This is a genomic window from Pseudomonas sp. NPDC088322 (genome assembly GCF_044740745.1).
GTDB lineage: Bacteria > Pseudomonadota > Gammaproteobacteria > Pseudomonadales > Pseudomonadaceae > Aquipseudomonas > Aquipseudomonas shirazensis.
This window is the reverse complement of the sequence record NZ_JBIURK010000010.1, coordinates 71,955-86,506: the sequence shown is the minus strand read 5'-3', so window position 1 is coordinate 86,506 and position 14,552 is coordinate 71,955. Positions and strand designations below refer to the sequence as shown.

The 14,552-nt window shown below is 62.6% G+C and carries 18 protein-coding genes; 9 read left to right on the top strand and 9 right to left on the bottom strand.

From position 1 onward, the window contains the following. The first annotated feature begins 114 nt into the window (after positions 1–114). Both hemF and aroE read left to right on the top strand, forming a co-directional pair. Complete coding sequence (hemF, locus tag ACIOAU_RS23280) at positions 115–1,026, top strand: oxygen-dependent coproporphyrinogen oxidase (RefSeq protein ID WP_101322755.1); 912 nt, start codon at positions 115–117, stop codon at positions 1,024–1,026. Positions 1,027–1,052: 26 nt separating this feature from the next. Beyond that, positions 1,053–1,877, top strand: coding sequence for a shikimate dehydrogenase (aroE, locus tag ACIOAU_RS23275; RefSeq protein ID WP_150570272.1), 825 nt, complete (start codon positions 1,053–1,055; stop codon positions 1,875–1,877). A 150-nt stretch (positions 1,878–2,027) separates the two neighbouring features. On the opposite strand, the gene ACIOAU_RS23270 is transcribed toward aroE, so the two are convergent. The 3 genes from ACIOAU_RS23270 to betC all read right to left on the bottom strand — a co-directional run bounded on the left by ACIOAU_RS23270 (position 2,028) and on the right by betC (position 6,134). Next, the gene (locus tag ACIOAU_RS23270; protein ID WP_188036912.1) at positions 2,028–3,593 is read right to left on the bottom strand and encodes a SulP family inorganic anion transporter; all 1,566 of its coding nucleotides are present in this window, start codon (positions 3,591–3,593) and stop codon (positions 2,028–2,030) included. A gap of 88 nt (positions 3,594–3,681) precedes the next feature. Further along, a complete protein-coding gene (choX, locus tag ACIOAU_RS23265; protein WP_150570270.1) occupies positions 3,682–4,605 on the bottom strand; it encodes a choline ABC transporter substrate-binding protein in 924 nt (307 codons plus the stop codon). Positions 4,606–4,619: 14 nt separating this feature from the next. After that, positions 4,620–6,134 carry a choline-sulfatase gene (betC, locus tag ACIOAU_RS23260; RefSeq protein WP_150570269.1) on the bottom strand — a complete coding sequence of 505 codons (1,515 nt, stop codon included), beginning with the start codon at positions 6,132–6,134 and terminating at the stop codon, positions 4,620–4,622. Between the two features lie 108 nt (positions 6,135–6,242). Between betC and ACIOAU_RS23255 the strand changes: the two genes are divergently transcribed. Beyond that, positions 6,243–7,142 (top strand): choline sulfate utilization transcriptional regulator, encoded by a 900-nt coding sequence (locus ACIOAU_RS23255; RefSeq protein WP_101322750.1) that lies wholly within the window; start codon positions 6,243–6,245, stop codon positions 7,140–7,142. 89 nt (positions 7,143–7,231) lie between these two features. Next, entirely contained in the window at positions 7,232–7,564 is a 333-nt protein-coding gene (locus ACIOAU_RS23250; RefSeq protein ID WP_101322749.1) for a DOPA 4,5-dioxygenase family protein, read from the top strand. A 45-nt stretch (positions 7,565–7,609) separates the two neighbouring features. On the opposite strand, the gene trpA is transcribed toward ACIOAU_RS23250, so the two are convergent. Together trpA and trpB are read right to left on the bottom strand one after the other, a co-directional pair. Then, positions 7,610–8,419: a tryptophan synthase subunit alpha gene (gene trpA, locus ACIOAU_RS23245; protein ID WP_150572344.1), complete on the bottom strand. Its 810-nt coding sequence runs from the start codon at positions 8,417–8,419 to the stop codon at positions 7,610–7,612. Then, positions 8,416–9,633, bottom strand: a complete 1,218-nt coding sequence (trpB, locus tag ACIOAU_RS23240; protein WP_101322747.1) for a tryptophan synthase subunit beta — start codon at positions 9,631–9,633, stop codon at positions 8,416–8,418. Before trpB ends, trpA begins: the two co-directional genes overlap by 4 nt. Before the next feature lie 108 nt (positions 9,634–9,741). On the opposite strand from trpB, the gene ACIOAU_RS23235 reads away from it, so the two are divergent. Then, the gene (locus ACIOAU_RS23235; protein WP_401184827.1) at positions 9,742–10,635 is read left to right on the top strand and encodes a LysR family transcriptional regulator; all 894 of its coding nucleotides are present in this window, start codon (positions 9,742–9,744) and stop codon (positions 10,633–10,635) included. On the opposite strand, the gene ACIOAU_RS23230 is transcribed toward ACIOAU_RS23235, so the two are convergent. Continuing rightward, positions 10,632–10,955: a YqjD family protein gene (locus ACIOAU_RS23230; RefSeq protein ID WP_101322745.1), complete on the bottom strand. Its 324-nt coding sequence runs from the start codon at positions 10,953–10,955 to the stop codon at positions 10,632–10,634. The genes ACIOAU_RS23235 and ACIOAU_RS23230 overlap by 4 nt on opposite strands. Before the next feature lie 155 nt (positions 10,956–11,110). Here ACIOAU_RS23230 and ACIOAU_RS23225 point away from each other — a divergent pair, with 155 nt between their 5' ends. Both ACIOAU_RS23225 and ACIOAU_RS23220 read left to right on the top strand, forming a co-directional pair. Then, positions 11,111–11,326 (top strand): dodecin, encoded by a 216-nt coding sequence (locus ACIOAU_RS23225; protein WP_101322744.1) that lies wholly within the window; start codon positions 11,111–11,113, stop codon positions 11,324–11,326. A 98-nt stretch (positions 11,327–11,424) separates the two neighbouring features. After that, a complete protein-coding gene (locus ACIOAU_RS23220; protein ID WP_101322743.1) occupies positions 11,425–11,646 on the top strand; it encodes a DUF1161 domain-containing protein in 222 nt (73 codons plus the stop codon). A gap of 56 nt (positions 11,647–11,702) precedes the next feature. On the opposite strand, the gene ACIOAU_RS23215 is transcribed toward ACIOAU_RS23220, so the two are convergent. Further along, a complete protein-coding gene (locus ACIOAU_RS23215; protein WP_401184824.1) occupies positions 11,703–12,707 on the bottom strand; it encodes an LLM class flavin-dependent oxidoreductase in 1,005 nt (334 codons plus the stop codon). 156 nt (positions 12,708–12,863) lie between these two features. Between ACIOAU_RS23215 and ACIOAU_RS23210 the strand changes: the two genes are divergently transcribed. Together ACIOAU_RS23210 and ACIOAU_RS23205 are read left to right on the top strand one after the other, a co-directional pair. Beyond that, complete coding sequence (locus ACIOAU_RS23210; protein WP_103435463.1) at positions 12,864–13,289, top strand: OsmC family protein; 426 nt, start codon at positions 12,864–12,866, stop codon at positions 13,287–13,289. Positions 13,290–13,363: 74 nt separating this feature from the next. Next, positions 13,364–13,597 carry a DUF1161 domain-containing protein gene (locus ACIOAU_RS23205; RefSeq protein WP_101322740.1) on the top strand — a complete coding sequence of 78 codons (234 nt, stop codon included), beginning with the start codon at positions 13,364–13,366 and terminating at the stop codon, positions 13,595–13,597. 46 nt (positions 13,598–13,643) lie between these two features. Here ACIOAU_RS23205 and ACIOAU_RS23200 read toward each other — a convergent pair whose 3' ends face one another. Together ACIOAU_RS23200 and ACIOAU_RS23195 are read right to left on the bottom strand one after the other, a co-directional pair. Then, on the bottom strand, positions 13,644–14,057 hold the full coding sequence (locus tag ACIOAU_RS23200) for a hypothetical protein (protein ID WP_101322739.1): 414 nt from the start codon (positions 14,055–14,057) through the stop codon (positions 13,644–13,646). A 55-nt stretch (positions 14,058–14,112) separates the two neighbouring features. Continuing rightward, positions 14,113–14,526: a hypothetical protein gene (locus ACIOAU_RS23195; RefSeq protein ID WP_181088456.1), complete on the bottom strand. Its 414-nt coding sequence runs from the start codon at positions 14,524–14,526 to the stop codon at positions 14,113–14,115. Positions 14,527–14,552: the final 26 nt, after the last annotated feature.

The following is a 14,552-nucleotide window of genomic DNA, read 5'->3' as shown; positions in this document are numbered from 1 at the left end:
TGGATGCAGGCCTTCTATCGGACGCCTTTGCTTGACTGCCGTCAACTGCGACGCGCCGGTTGCCGGTGGTATGCTACGCGGCGAATTCTTCCCTGCTCCTCCCAGGTGACCCCGATGACCAGCCGCACCGAGGCCGTGAAGGCCTATCTGCTCGACCTGCAAGACCGCATCTGCTCTGCCCTCGAACGCGAAGACGGCGGCGCCCGCTTCGTCGAGGACGCGTGGGTGCGCGAAGCCGGTGGTGGCGGGCGCACGCGGGTGATCGGGGACGGCGCGCTGATCGAGAAAGGCGGGGTCAACTTCTCCCACGTGTTCGGCAGCGGCCTGCCGCCGTCGGCCAGTGCTCACCGGCCAGAGCTGGCCGGGCGCGGCTTCGAGGCGCTGGGGGTGTCGCTGGTGATCCACCCGCATAACCCGCATGTGCCGACTTCGCACGCCAATGTGCGGTTTTTCATCGCCGAAAAAGAAGGCGAAGAGGCAGTCTGGTGGTTTGGCGGCGGCTTTGACCTCACCCCCTACTACGGCAACGAGGAAGACTGCGTGCACTGGCACCGCGTCGCCGAGCAGGCCTGCGCGCCGTTCGGCGCCGACGTCTACCCGCGTTACAAAGCCTGGTGCGACCGCTACTTCCACCTCAAGCACCGCGGCGAGCCGCGTGGCATTGGTGGGCTGTTCTTCGATGACCTCAACGAGTGGGACTTCGACACCTGCTTCGCCTTCATTCGGGCGATCGGCGATGCCTATATCGACGCCTACCTGCCGATCGTGCAGCGGCGCAAGGCCACGCCTTATACCGCTGAGCAGCGCGAATTCCAGGAGTACCGCCGTGGGCGCTATGTCGAGTTCAACCTGGTGTACGACCGTGGCACCTTGTTCGGCCTGCAATCGGGTGGGCGTACCGAGTCGATCCTGATGTCGCTGCCGCCGCAAGTGCGCTGGGGCTATGACTGGAAGCCGGCGCCAGGCAGCGAAGAAGCGCGCCTGACCGACTACTACCTGCAAGACCGCGACTGGCTTGGCCAGTAAGTCCTGTGGATAACCGAGGAAGCGCCATGGACCAATACGTCGTTTTCGGCAACCCGATCGGCCACAGCAAGTCGCCGCTGATCCACCGCCTGTTTGCCGATCAGACCGGCCAGCACATTGAATACAACACCCTGCTGGCGCCGCTGGACGAGTTCAGCGACTGCGCTCGCGGCTTCTTCAAGCAAGGCCAGGGTGCCAACGTCACCGTGCCGTTCAAGGAAGAAGCCTACCGCCTGTGCGACAGTCTCACCGAGCGTGCCCAGCGCGCCGGCGCGGTCAACACCCTGACCAAGCTGGCCGACGGCAGCCTGCAAGGTGACAACACTGACGGCGCCGGTCTGGTGCGCGACCTCACGCAAAACGCCGGGGTCGAGCTCAAGGGCAAGCGCATCCTCATCCTTGGTGCGGGCGGCGCAGTGCGCGGTGTACTCGAGCCGATTCTGGCGCATAACCCGCAGGCGCTGGTGATCGCTAACCGGACGGAAGAAAAGGCCGAGCGGCTGGCGCATGAGTTCGATGCGCTAGGGCCGGTGGTGGCCAGTGGTTTTGCCTGGCTCAGCGAGCCGGTAGATGTGATCATCAACGCCACCTCGGCCAGCCTTGCCGGGCAGATGCCGCCGATTGCCGACAGCCTGGTCGAAGCTGGCCGCACCGTGTGCTACGACATGATGTACGGCAAGGAGCCGACCCCGTTTTGCCAGTGGGCGACTCGCCTGCAGGCAGCCAAGGTACTCGATGGCCTGGGCATGCTCGCCGAGCAGGCGGCCGAGGCGTTCTTCATCTGGCGTGGGGTGCGGCCGGATACAGCGCCAGTGCTGGATGAGCTGCGCCGGCAGTTGGCGCGGGGTTGAGCCGCAAGCCGGGGTCGGGCAGCGTCTCAATTTGCGTCTGACTTGGGAATGTTGGGGCTGCTTTGCAGCCCTTTCGCGACACAAGGCCGCTCCTACGCTGACCGTGTCCAGCCAGTCTGACGCGGTCCCCCCAGCATCCTGAAGTCCCAATCAATCCTCAAAGCGTATTGGACACGCCTGCGCCCCTTCCAGCTTCTGCAATTCCTCGACCACCTGCGGCCTTGCCCGCTGCAGCGTCAGGCTACCGCCATTACGCATCAGCCTCCGCGCTTCACGGTGGAGCATGTCAACGCCCGAATAGTCGATAAAGTTGACCTGCCGCGCATCGATCAGTACATGCGGCCCCTGGCAGCGTTGCAGGCGCACTTGCAGGTAGTGCGCTGCGCCAAAGAAGATCGACCCACCCACCCGCAGTACATCTGTCTCGCCTTCGCGGCTTTGCAGCACGCGGGGCTGTGAGGTGCGCTTGAGGTAGAAGAACAGCGAGGCCAGTACGCCGGCATAGATCGCGGTCTGCAGCTCCAGCAGCAGCGTTGCCATAGCGGTCAGGGCCATCACCAGAAACTCGGCGCGGCTGACCCGAAACAGCGCGCGGATGCCGCGCACATCGATCAAACCCCAGCAGATCAGCAAAATGCTGCCGGCCATGGCCGGGATCGGCAGGTGCGCAATCAGGCCGGCGCCGGTCACTGCGAACAGCGCCAACCACAGCGCGGAAAACACCCCGGCCAGCGGCGAACGTGCGCCCGCATCGTAGCTCAAGCCCGAGCGGGTGAATGAGCCGGACGAGAGGTAACCGGAGAATACGCTGCCGACCATGTTCGACAGGCCTTGGGCGCGGATTTCCTGATTGGCATCGATCATTTGCTCGGAGCGCGACGCCAGCGAGCGGGCAATCGACAGGCTGGTGACCAAGCCGAGCATGCCCACTGCCACGGCGCTTGGCAGCAAGTGCAGGATCAGTTCGAAATCCAGCAATGGCAACGGGCTCAAGGGTGGCAGCTGGCCGCTGAACGCCGGCACCCGCGCCACCTGGCCAAACCATTGCGGCAGCAACCAGGCGACCAGGCTGACCAGCAGCAGACTTATCAACAGGCTCGGCCAGCGCGGCCGCCAAAGCTTCAGCAGCAGGCCAAGCAGCAACGTCGCCAAGCCCAGCGTCAGTGCTGGCAGGTCGATTTCGCCAGCGTGAGTGAGCAGATCCTGCAGGGTTTTCAGCGCGGTGGCCTGGCTCACCAGTTCGATGCCGAGCAGGTTTGGCAGTTGCCCCAGGGCAATGACCACAGCCGCACCAAGGGTGAAGCCGAGCACCACCGAGTGCGAGACAAAATTGACCAGTGCGCCAAAGCGCACCAGTCCGAGCACCAGTTGGAAGGCGCCGGCTAGAAACGTCAGCAGCAGGATCAGGCTGATGTAGTCGCTGCTGCCACTGACGGCCAGCGGGCTGACACTGGCATACAGCACGATCGAGATGGCCGCGGTCGGGCCGCAGATCAGGTGCCACGAAGATCCCCACAGGCAGGCGATGATCACCGGCACGATGGCCGCGTACAGGCCGTACTCGGCCGGCAGGCCAGCGATCAGCGCGTAGGCGATGGATTGCGGCAAGGCGAGGATGGCACCGCTCAGGCCGACCAGCAGGTCCTGGCGCATACTGCGCGGCGTTTGCCGGGGCAGCCACTTGAGGAAAGGCAGCAGGTGACTGAGGCGGTGCATGAGTTGTCCACAATCCTTAGATTTCGCCGAGATTCATCGCAGTGGGGCATCCCGGCTATAGCGCCTAGCCCCAGTTTTTTGGGGTCGTTCAGAGCTTGGCTTTGACTGCCTCAAGCGCAGTGCTATCGGCTTTGGTGGTCACGCCGAGCAACCATTCGTCCAGCGATTCGGGGTGCGCTCTCACCCATGCCTTGGCCGCTTGATCGAAGCTGATCTTGTTATCCACAACCTGGGCCATGATGCTGTTTTCCATGTCCAGTGTGAACTTGAGATTCCCCAGCAGCTTCGCCGCATTCGGGCACGCTTGTGGATAACCCTTGCGGGTCAGCGTGTATACCTCGCCTTTGCTGCCGAACCACTTCTCCCCGCCGGTCAGGTAATGCATCTTCAGTTTCACGTTCATCGGGTGCGGGGTCCAGCCAAGAAAGGTGATGAACTGCTGTTTCTTGATCGCCCGATCGACCTGGGCCAGCATCGCCTGCTCGCTGGATTCCACCAGCTTCCACTGACCAAGGTTGAATTCATTCTTGTCGATGATTTCTTTCAACGAGAGATTGGCTGGGGCGCCGGAGCCGATACCGTACAGCTTGTGGTCGAACTGGTCGGCGTGTTTCTGCAGGTCAGCGAAGCTCTTGACCCCGGCGTTCCACACGTAGTCGGGCACTGCCAGGGTGAACTCGGTTCCTTCCAGGTTGCGTGACAGCTGCTGGACATCGCCGTTGGCGACGAACTTGTCATGGAAGCTCTGGTGCGCCGGCATCCAGTTGCCAAGAAAGGCGTCGACCCTCCCATCCTTGAGGCCGCCGTAGATGATCGGCACGGCCAGACTATCTACTTTTACCTGGTAGCCCAGGCTTTCCAGCAGCAGCCGGGCTACTGCGTTGGTCGAGGCAATATCACTCCAGCCAGGGTCGGCTAGTTTTACGGTGCTGCATTGCGCGTCGCTGTCGGCTGCGTTGGCTGTGGCAACGCCCAGAGCCAGGGCAAGTACGGCGGTGGAGAACATGTGCATGGCGGCCTCTCTTCTCAATCCAGGGGTGCGGGCTGTGGGTAACGTGCCTTGCGCTCGAGGTCGTCGAGATCGATGTGGTTGCGCATGTACTGTTGGCTGGCATCTACCCAGGGTTGATGGTCCCAGCTGTTCAGCTTGCCGATGGCGAGCGCTGCGCCGACCAGCCGGCGGCGGCGCTGGCTGGCCAGTACCTGCTGGCGCAGGCTGGGGACATCCCAGCGCTCTTGTGCTTCATCGACAAACGCCTGCAGCAGCGCCTGGTGATCCGGGCTGCCCGTGAGGTTCTCCCGCTCGTGCGGGTCGCGGCTCAGGTCATAGAGTAGACAGGGGTCGTCTTCGCTGTACACGAACTTGTATGGCCCGCGGCGGATCATCATCAGTGGGCCGACCGTGCCCTCAGCCATGTATTCGCCGATCACTTCGTCGTGACCGCCCTGCCCTTGCAGATGGCCGAGCAGTGAGCGGCCGTCAAGGTGCAGGTCTTTATCCACAGCGCCACCGGCCAGCTCTACCAATGTCGGCAGCAGATCACAGGTTGATACCGAGGCGCTCACCCGGCTTGCAGCAAAGCGCCTGGGCGCATGGATCAGCAGCGGAACCCGCGCCGACATCTCGAACCAGTGCATCTTGTACCAGAGGCCTCGCTCGCCCAGCATGTCGCCGTGGTCGCCGGAGAACACGATCAAGGTGTCGTCGGCCAGGTTGCACTCCTCTAGGGTCTGCAGCAGCTGGCCGATGTTGTCGTCGATGTAGCTGCAGGCGCCAAAGTAGGCTCGGCGGGCATCGCGAATTTTATCCACAGGTAGCGGCTTGTCCCACAGGTCATAAACCTTCAGCAGGCGCTGTGAGTGGGGGTCCTGTTCTGCCTGACTGAGCCCGGTGGGCATCGGAATATCTACACCCTCATAGCGGTCCCAATATCGCTTGGGGATGGTGTAGGGGTCGTGCGGGTGGGTCATGGACACCGTCAGGCAGAACGGTCGCCCGTCGTTCTCGCGCACATGGTCGTACAAGTACTGGCGCGCTTTGAACACCACCTCTTCGTCGAAATCCAGCTGGTTGGTGCGCACGCACGGCCCCGCCTGCAGCACCGAAGACATGTTGTGGAACCAGCTCGGACGCACGTGCGGTTCGTCCCAGTTTACCGCCCAGCCATAGTCGGCTGGGTAGATGTCGCTGGTCAGCCGCTCTTCGTAACCGTGCAGCTGGTCTGGGCCGCAAAAGTGCATTTTGCCTGACAGCGCAGTGCGGTAACCCAAGCGGCGCAGGTAGTGCGCATAGGTCGGTACATCGGCGGGAAAATCGGCAGCATTATCGTAGGCGCCGATGCGACTGGGCAGTTGGCCGCTGACCAGCGTGAAGCGGGACGGCGCGCACAATGGGCTGTTGCAGTAGGCTGAATCGAACACTACCGCCTGTTCCGCCAGCCGGCTCAGATGAGGCATCTGCACAGGCGAAGGGGCATAGATTGGCAGCAGGGGTGCGGCCATTTGGTCGGCCATGATGAACAGGATATTCGGGCGCGTCATGTTGGCTTCCATTGTCGAAGGTTATGCGATCCGCGTGCCTTTCAAGATGCGACTTCCGATAACATGGGTAAAGCCCATGGCGGGCAATGACTGGGATTAGCTGAGCTTATGTTTGAGCACCTTGCCGCGCTGTCGCTGGATACCTTGCGCGTGTTCGAAGCGGCCGCGCGCCTGCGTGGCTTTACCCCCGCTGCATTAGAGCTTGGCACCACCCAGCCGGCAGTCAGTCAGCAGGTAAAGCGCCTGGAAGCAACCCTTGGCACGCGCCTGTTCGACCGTATTTATCGGGGCATTGAGCTCACCGAAGCCGGCCAGTTGTTGTTCGAACAGGTGCACCAGGGCCTGCAGGCGATGGATGACGGCATCGCCCAGGCCAGCGGCCGCGGCCAACGCGAGGTGCTGCAGGTGGCCACTGACTTTGCCTTCGCAGCATTCTGGCTGATGCCGCGGCTGCAGCGCTTTCATGAGGCTTATCCACAGGTGGATGTAAGCCTGGTGACCGGTGAACGTAGTCAGGGCATGTTGCGCCCTGACATCGACGTGGCGGTGCTGTTCGGCGATGGGCGTTTCCATCAGGGGGAGAGCCGCTGGTTGTTCGATGAGGAGGTTTTCCCGGTGTGCAGCCCGCGGATGACTGATGGCAAACCCTTGTCAGCCTCGGCTTTGCAACGGTTGCCGTTGCTGCATTTGAAGGGCGAGCAGGCCAGCCGCTGGTTTGACTGGGCGGGGGTGTTTCGCGGCTTTGGCGTGTCCAGCCCAGCGCCGGCTGGGCAATTGCGCTTTGATAACTACACGCTGCTGATTCAGGCGGCGATTGCCGGGCAAGGCGTGGCGATTGGCTGGGGGCATTTGGTGGACGGGCTGGTGGAACAAGGGTTGTTGTGCCGGCCATTGGCGGGGAGTTTGCGCTCGGACCGCGGGTATTACGTGGTATTACCGCCGCGCAAGCGCCGTGGGGCGTTGATCGAGCGGTTTGTGGATTGGCTGGAGCAAGAGCGCAACCGTTAAGAGGTTGGGCTGCTCTGCGGTCTCGGCTATCTTTTCATTGCATCACTGCCTTGCCGGCGGTGGCGGTGGAAGCGTAACCAGGAGCTATCGTGCAGAGAATCAAGGGTTACCACGCGCACGTCTATTACGACGCGCAGAGCATGGAGCAGGCGCGGGAGCTGTGCGAGGAGGCGACACGGCTGTTTCCCGTGAGCATGGGGCGCATGCATCAGAAGCCAGTAGGGCCGCACCCGGACTGGAGCTGCCAGCTGGCGTTTGCGCCGGAGGTGGTGGGCGTGGTGCTGCCGTGGTTGGCGTTATATCGGCGCGGGCTGGTGGTGTTTCTGCACCCGCTGACTGGCGATGAGCTGGCCGATCACCGTGATCATGCGATCTGGATGGGCGCTTTACGACCGTTGGACCTGTCGATCTTCGAGGAGTGAAGCAGGGCCATCCGCGCTGCAGCAGCGCGAGTGGCCCAAGGCAACTCAGCGACGTGCCGAGCGCACGCCTTCAGCCAGCGCCGAGCACAGGCTCAGCACATCGTTGACGGCCTGCTCGTTGCTGCTGGCGTTGGCGATCTTGTCGACCAGCGCCGAGCCAACCACCACACCTTCAGCCAGGCGCGCGATCGCCGCTGCTTGCTCAGGGGTGCGGATACCAAAGCCGACGCTGATCGGCAGGTCGGTATGGCGACGCAGACGCGCCAGCGCCTCGCTGACGTGCTCGCTGGTAGCAGAACCGGCACCGGTGACGCCGGCCACCGAAACGTAGTAGACGAACCCCGAGCTGCGCTCGAGCACGCGCGGCAGGCGCGCATCGTCGGTGGTCGGTGTGGTCAGGCGAATGAAGTCGATGCCTGCTGCCTGCGCCGGGGTGGCCAGCTCGGCGTCGTGCTCAGGAGGCAGGTCGACGATGATCAAGCCGTCAACGCCAGCCTCGTTGGCTTCGGCAACGAACTTTTCAACACCAAAGCGGTGGATCGGATTGTAGTAACCCATCAGCACGATTGGCGTGGTCTGGTTGTCGACGCGGAACTCGCGAACCATCTGCAAGGTTTTTGCCAGGGTCTGGCCGGCGTCCAGGGCGCGCAAGGTCGCCAGTTGGATCGCCACGCCGTCAGCCATCGGGTCGGTGAACGGCATGCCCAGCTCGATCACGTCGGCACCGGCGGCTGGCAGGCCCTTGAGGATGGCCAGTGAGGTGTCGTAGCCAGGGTCGCCGGCAGTGATGAAAGTGACCAGCGCCGAGCGGCCTTCGGCCTTGAGGTCGGCAAAGCGTTGTTCGAGACGGCTCATGCCTGTTTCTCCTGGGCGGCCATGTGGTTCATCACGGTTTGCATGTCTTTGTCGCCACGGCCGGACAGGCACACCACCATCAAGTGGTCGCTAGGCAGGGTCGGCGCGCGCTTGATGGCTTCAGCCAGGGCGTGGGCAGTTTCCAGCGCCGGGATGATGCCTTCCAGACGGCACGTGGCGTGGAACGCATCGATCGCTTCGTCGTCGGTGATGCTGACGTACTCGACCCGCTTCACTTCGTGCAGGAAGGCATGCTCCGGGCCAATGCCGGGGTAGTCCAGGCCTGCCGAAATCGAGTGGGCATCGGTGATCTGACCGTCGCCGTCCTGCAGCAGGTAGGTGCGGTTGCCGTGCAGCACGCCCGGTACGCCGCCGTTGAGGCTGGCGGCGTGCTTGTCGGTGTCGACGCCATGGCCGCCGGCTTCAACGCCGATGATCTGCACGCTGGCGTCATCGAGGAACTCGTGGAACAGGCCCATGGCGTTGGAGCCACCACCGACGCAGGCCACCAGACTGTCTGGCAGACGGCCTTGTTTTTCCTGCATCTGGGCGCGAGTTTCCTTGCCGATGATCGACTGGAAGTCGCGCACCATCGCAGGATAAGGGTGCGGGCCAGCAACGGTGCCGATCAGGTAGAAGGTATCGTCGACGTTGGTGACCCAGTCGCGCAGCGCTTCGTTCATGGCGTCTTTGAGGGTGCCGGTGCCGGAGGTAACCGGAACGATCTCGGCGCCCAGCAGCTTCATGCGGAACACGTTGGCTTGCTGGCGCTCGATGTCGGTGGCGCCCATGTAGATCACGCACGGCAGGCCGAAACGGGCAGCCACGGTTGCGGTGGCGACACCATGCATGCCGGCGCCGGTTTCGGCGATCAGGCGTTTTTTGCCCATGCGCTTGGCCAGCAGTACCTGGCCGATGCAGTTGTTAACCTTGTGCGCGCCGGTGTGGTTGAGCTCTTCGCGCTTGAAGTAGATCTGCGCGCCGCCGCAGTGCTCGGTCAGGCGCTCGGCGAAGTACAGCGGGTTGGGCCGGCCGATGTAATCACGTTGGAAGTACGCCAGCTGCTCGATGAACGCCGGGTCGGCCTTGGCCGCTTCGTATTCGCGGGCCAGGTCCAGCACCAGCGGCATCAGGGTTTCTGCCACGTAGCGGCCACCGAACGAGCCGAACAGGCCGTCGGCGTCGGGGCCAGCGCGGAATTGGGTCTGGGTCATGGAGCGCTCCAAGGCGATATGGATGACTGATGGGCTTTACTCTAACTTCACTGCGTCCGGCTGAAAACCGATAAGATTGCGCAAACATGTCAGGAAATCTCACAGGTTATGCGCCTCGACCTCCCTCCCCTGAATGCTCTGCGGGCATTTGAAGCGACCGCCCGGCTGAACAGCGTCAGCCAGGCCGCCGAACAGCTGCACGTGACCCACGGCGCGGTCAGCCGGCAGATCAAGGTGCTGGAAGAGCATCTTGGGGTGGCGTTGTTCGTCAAGGATGGGCGTGGCGTCAAACTCACAGATGCCGGCGTGCGCCTGCGCGATGCCAGTGTCGATGCCTTCGACCGCCTGCGCGGCGTGTGTGCCGAGCTGAGCCGGGATGTCAGCGAAGCGCCGTTCGTGCTGGGCTGCTCGGGCAGCCTGCTGGCGCGCTGGTTTATCCCCAGGCTTGGGCGACTTAATGCCGAGCTGCCGGCGCTGCGCCTGCACCTGTCGGCGGGTGAAGGCGACCTCGATCCGCGCCGGCCGGGGCTGGATGCGCTGCTGGTGTACGCCGAGCCGCCGTGGCCGGCAGATATGCAGGTCCATGTCCTGGCTGCAGAACGCATCGGCCCGGTGCTCAGCCCGCACTTTGCCGGTTCGCAGAGCCTGCGCAACGCTCCAGCCGCAGCATTGCTGCAGCAAGCGTTGCTGCACACCACCTCGCGACCACAAGCCTGGCCTACCTGGGCGGCGCAGCATGGGCTGAGCACGAGCGAGCTACAGCTGGGGCAGGCGTTCGAGCATTTGTATTATTTGCTGGAGGCGGCCGTGGCAGGCCTGGGCGTGGCGATTGCACCGCAACCGTTGGTAGCGGACGACTTGCGTGCCGGGCGTTTGATTGCACCCTGGGGGTTCTCGCCCACCAACGCCGCGCTGGCGCTGTGGGTGCCGCGGCGCGCCGCAGATGGGCGCGCCGAGCAACTGGCGCAGTGGCTGCGCCGCGAGCTGGAGCAGATGGCTTAGTTGCGTTTGGTCAGTAGGTAAGCCGCCAGCAGGCCCAGTGCGCCAACCGCAACGCCGGCGGCAGTCCATGGGTGCTCTTGGGCGTAGTCACGGGTAGCGATGCCGGTTTGACGGGTGCGGGTCTTGACCTCGTCATAGGCGTCGCTGATGACGCTGCGCGAGTGTTTCAGGGCGTTTTCGGCGTTGCCGCGAATGGCCTTGAGGGACTTTTGCGATTCTTCGGAGGCGTCATTCTTGAGCGTCTCGAGGGTGTTGAGGAGGCTCTCGATCTCGGCTTCCATGCTTTGCAGCGATGTCTTACGCAGGGTGTTGCGGGCCATGTTGACTCTCCTTCGCAATGGTAAGTGGCAGTAACTAGTGCGACTGTGCCGCGCGGCAAAAGTGCGATCGAACTTTTTCTCGAATTGACCGCTCGCAGGTAAATCAGGCCTGCACTGCTAGGCTCATCTGCGGTAATCACTCGAGGAACGCGCTAATGTCTGAGCATCGTACGTACAAGAAAATCGAGCTGGTTGGGTCTTCCACGACCAGTGTAGAGGACGCCATCAACAACGCTATCGCCGAGGCCGGCAAGAGCCTCAAGCATCTGGAATGGTTCGAAGTCACCGAAACCCGCGGCCATATCGAGAATGGCAAGGTCGCGCACTTCCAGGTCACCTTGAAGGTTGGCTTCCGTATTGCCGAGAGCTGAAACACTACCGGGCTAGAGTGTCCGTGAGGGATGGGGTAATACAGTTCAGGGGCGCGGGTTGCGCCCTGTTTGATTGATCTGAACAAGGAGAGCGATCGATGAACAAGCTACTGATGGCGATGGGTTTGCTGATGCTGGCCGGTGGTGCCATGGCCGCAGGCAAACCGTGCGAGGAGCTCAAGGCAGAGATTGCGGCGAAGCTGGATGCCAAAGGGGTGAGTGGTTACACGCTGGAGATCATCGACAAGGGTGATCCAGCGGGCAAAGTGGTCGGCTCTTGCGAGGGCGGCACCAAGGAAATCGTCTACACGCGCAAGTAATATTGCCTGCGTAATGGCCAATTGGGGCTGCTCTGCAGCCCCAATCGCATCTGCACTCAGTCGGCCTTGAGCGCCTGCGCGAGCAGTTCGTACGACCGGATGCGGTCGGCGTGCTCGTAAAGGTCACAGGTGAAGATCAGCTCATCAGCACCGGTCTGCTCCAGCAGCACCTCGACCTTGGCCCGCACCTTCTGCGGGCTGCCGATCATCGCCAGACCCAGGAAACTCATCACCGCTTCGCGCTCATGGGGCAGCCACAGGCCGTCCATGGTGCTCACCGGTGGGCGCTGCATCAGGCTCTGGCCACGCATCAGTGCGAGGATGCGTTGATATACCGAGGTCGCCAGATACTCGGCTGTCTCGTCGGTATCAGCGACCACCATCGGCACGCCGAGCATCACATAGGGCTTGTCGAGCACCGTCGACGGCTTGAAATGATTACGGTAGGTGCGAATCGCCTCATGCATGTAGCGCGGCGCAAAGTGCGAGGCAAAGGCGTAAGGCAAGCCGCGTATGCCAGCCAGCTGGGCGCTGAACAGACTGGAACCGAGCAGCCAGATCGGCACCTCGGTGTCATACCCCGGCACGGCGATCACTTTTTGATCAGCCGTGCGTGGGCCGAGGTAGCGCACCAGTTCTTCGACATCATCTGGGAAGTCGTCTGCGCTGCCCGAGCGCTCGCGGCGCAGGGCGCGCGCGGTCATCTGGTCAGAGCCGGGCGCACGCCCCAGGCCAAGGTCGATACGGCCGGGATAGAGGCTGGCGAGGGTGCCGAACTGCTCGGCGATCACCAGTGGTGCGTGGTTGGGCAGCATCACCCCGCCGGCGCCGACACGGATGGTCGAGGTGCCGCCGGCCAGGTAGCCGAGCAGCACCGAGGTGGCCGAGCTGGCGATGCCGTCCATGTTGTGGTGTTCAGCCACCCAGAAGCGGTTGTAGCCAAAGCGCTCGACGTGGCGCGCCAGGTCCAGTGAATTGTGCAGGGATTGGGCTGGGCCGGCGTCGGCGCGTACCGGGACCAGGTCGAGGGTTGAAATCTTCAGATCACGCAACTGCGTCATCGCTGCCTCCGCAAAAAAGTAAAGGGCGTTAGCCTTGTAGACTCTGTATGGGCAGATTCGATGTATTCAATGTTTGCCTGCGGATTGTTCTGAACTTGCCGTAGGTGGTGTCCTCTCAATCTTTACCTACACGCAAGCAAATGTTCAGGGGACACCATGAAAAAGACAGCATCAGCGGTATGGCAAGGTGGTCTGAAGGATGGCAAAGGCATGCTGTCCACCGAGAGCGGCGCGCTCAAGCAGAACCCTTATGGCTTCAATACCCGCTTTGAAGACACCCCCGGCACCAATCCTGAAGAACTGATCGGCGCTGCCCACGCCGGCTGCTTCTCGATGGCACTGTCGATGATGCTCGGTGAGGCTGGCCTGACCGCAGAGCGCATCGACACCACCGCCGAAGTCACCCTCGACAAGCAGGACGACGGCTTCGCCATCACCGCCGTGCACCTGATCCTCAAGGCCAAGGTGCCAGGTGCCAGCCAAGAGCAGTTCACCGAGATCGCCAACAAGGCCAAGGCCGGTTGCCCGGTGTCGAAAGTGCTCAATGCGCAGATCAGCCTCGACGCCACACTGGAGGGCTGAGGCGGCGCAACTGGGGCGGTTTGTTGTAGTCTAAGGATTGTCGGCAGTTGGCCTGCCGCTCCAGGAGCCGTCCCATGATTCGCGTTGCAATCGCCCTGCTGGCTTCGCTGCTCGCTACTTCTGCGTTAGCTGCAGTGAAGCCCTGCGAAGAGCTCAAAGCTGAAATCGAAGCGAAGATCCAGGCCCGAGGCGTAGCCTCCTACACCCTGGAGATTGTTGCCAACAGTGAGGTCACCGACCAGAACATGGTGGTGGGCAGCTGTGAAGGTGGCAGCAAGAAGATCATTTATCAAAAGAATGATCAGTAACGGTTGATGCCATGGGGCTGCTCGGACTCGAGCAGCCCCATTTTCGTTACGGGATGCAAAACACGTCGCTGGGCTCATCTACCAACACTTTGCGACTGGTGTCGTAGAGGTACACCTGCGGCTGCATGGCTGGTGCCCTGGCCTCCAGGCGATAGCGCTGGCCGGCTTCGAAGTTGTCGAACCGTACGGTCAGGTAGCAGGTGCGCTGGGTAGGGTCAGTAGTGAACAGCCCGCCACTGAGCTCATAGTCAAAACGCACTCTCAGCTCGTGTTGGCCGGGGGGTACCTGAAAGTAGCGGCCGTCGTCGAGGCGCTTGCCATCGAGGCGGTCAGCCATGATCACCTTGCCGGGTGTCATGGTGTAGAGGTCGACCCACGCCTGTTTTGGGTCAACGGGGGGCAAGGGGCTGGCGCAGGCCCCAAGTGTACTCAGGGCGATCAGCATCATGGGCTGGCGCATGGTGGAACTCCCACTTGCAGGTTACAAGCCTTGAGCATAGCGCCAATCGTCGCCATCAGCTGCGTTGGCAGCCCGCCGGTGCACCCTGGCCTACCAGCTTTTGTTGCTCATCGTAGAGTTTCAGCCACGGCCTGAAGCCGATGCTGCCTGCTTGCAGGCTGTAGCGCTGGCCAGCGTTGAAGTCCTTGAAGTCGACATTCAGCTGACAGTCGCGCCAGAGCGGCTCGGCCACCGGGCCAATGTTGCTCGGCGCTACCGGGAATTGATAGCGCACGGTCAGCTCATGCTTGCCGGGCTCGACCTCGAAGTAACGGTTGTCTTGCCAGTCGCGCTCGTCGACCTGCACGGCGTGCAGCGCCGTGTCATCGCTCGGTTCGAGGTCGACCCAGGCTTTGCTCGGGTCGGCATCGGGCAGGGTCGAGCAACCCGACAACAGCAGTAAGGCGCCGATGGCTATCGGTGCACGCATGGCGATACTCCCTCTTGGCGAGATAG

Coding starts and splice junctions, on each gene's coding strand:
- ACIOAU_RS23200 (WP_101322739.1), bottom strand. CDS start 14,057: ATGCGCCAGCCCATGATGCTGATCGCCCTGAGTACACTTGGGGCCTGC.
- ACIOAU_RS23205 (WP_101322740.1), top strand. CDS start 13,364: ATGATTCGCGTTGCAATCGCCCTGCTGGCTTCGCTGCTCGCTACTTCT.
- trpB (WP_101322747.1), bottom strand. CDS start 9,633: ATGACCCAGACCCAATTCCGCGCTGGCCCCGACGCCGACGGCCTGTTC.
- ACIOAU_RS23225 (WP_101322744.1), top strand. CDS start 11,111: ATGTCTGAGCATCGTACGTACAAGAAAATCGAGCTGGTTGGGTCTTCC.
- ACIOAU_RS23220 (WP_101322743.1), top strand. CDS start 11,425: ATGAACAAGCTACTGATGGCGATGGGTTTGCTGATGCTGGCCGGTGGT.
- ACIOAU_RS23255 (WP_101322750.1), top strand. CDS start 6,243: ATGTTTGAGCACCTTGCCGCGCTGTCGCTGGATACCTTGCGCGTGTTC.
- betC (WP_150570269.1), bottom strand. CDS start 6,134: ATGACGCGCCCGAATATCCTGTTCATCATGGCCGACCAAATGGCCGCA.
- ACIOAU_RS23235 (WP_401184827.1), top strand. CDS start 9,742: ATGCGCCTCGACCTCCCTCCCCTGAATGCTCTGCGGGCATTTGAAGCG.
- choX (WP_150570270.1), bottom strand. CDS start 4,605: ATGCACATGTTCTCCACCGCCGTACTTGCCCTGGCTCTGGGCGTTGCC.
- aroE (WP_150570272.1), top strand. CDS start 1,053: ATGGACCAATACGTCGTTTTCGGCAACCCGATCGGCCACAGCAAGTCG.
- ACIOAU_RS23215 (WP_401184824.1), bottom strand. CDS start 12,707: ATGACGCAGTTGCGTGATCTGAAGATTTCAACCCTCGACCTGGTCCCG.
- trpA (WP_150572344.1), bottom strand. CDS start 8,419: ATGAGCCGTCTCGAACAACGCTTTGCCGACCTCAAGGCCGAAGGCCGC.
- ACIOAU_RS23270 (WP_188036912.1), bottom strand. CDS start 3,593: ATGCACCGCCTCAGTCACCTGCTGCCTTTCCTCAAGTGGCTGCCCCGG.
- ACIOAU_RS23230 (WP_101322745.1), bottom strand. CDS start 10,955: ATGGCCCGCAACACCCTGCGTAAGACATCGCTGCAAAGCATGGAAGCC.
- ACIOAU_RS23210 (WP_103435463.1), top strand. CDS start 12,864: ATGAAAAAGACAGCATCAGCGGTATGGCAAGGTGGTCTGAAGGATGGC.
- hemF (WP_101322755.1), top strand. CDS start 115: ATGACCAGCCGCACCGAGGCCGTGAAGGCCTATCTGCTCGACCTGCAA.
- ACIOAU_RS23195 (WP_181088456.1), bottom strand. CDS start 14,526: ATGCGTGCACCGATAGCCATCGGCGCCTTACTGCTGTTGTCGGGTTGC.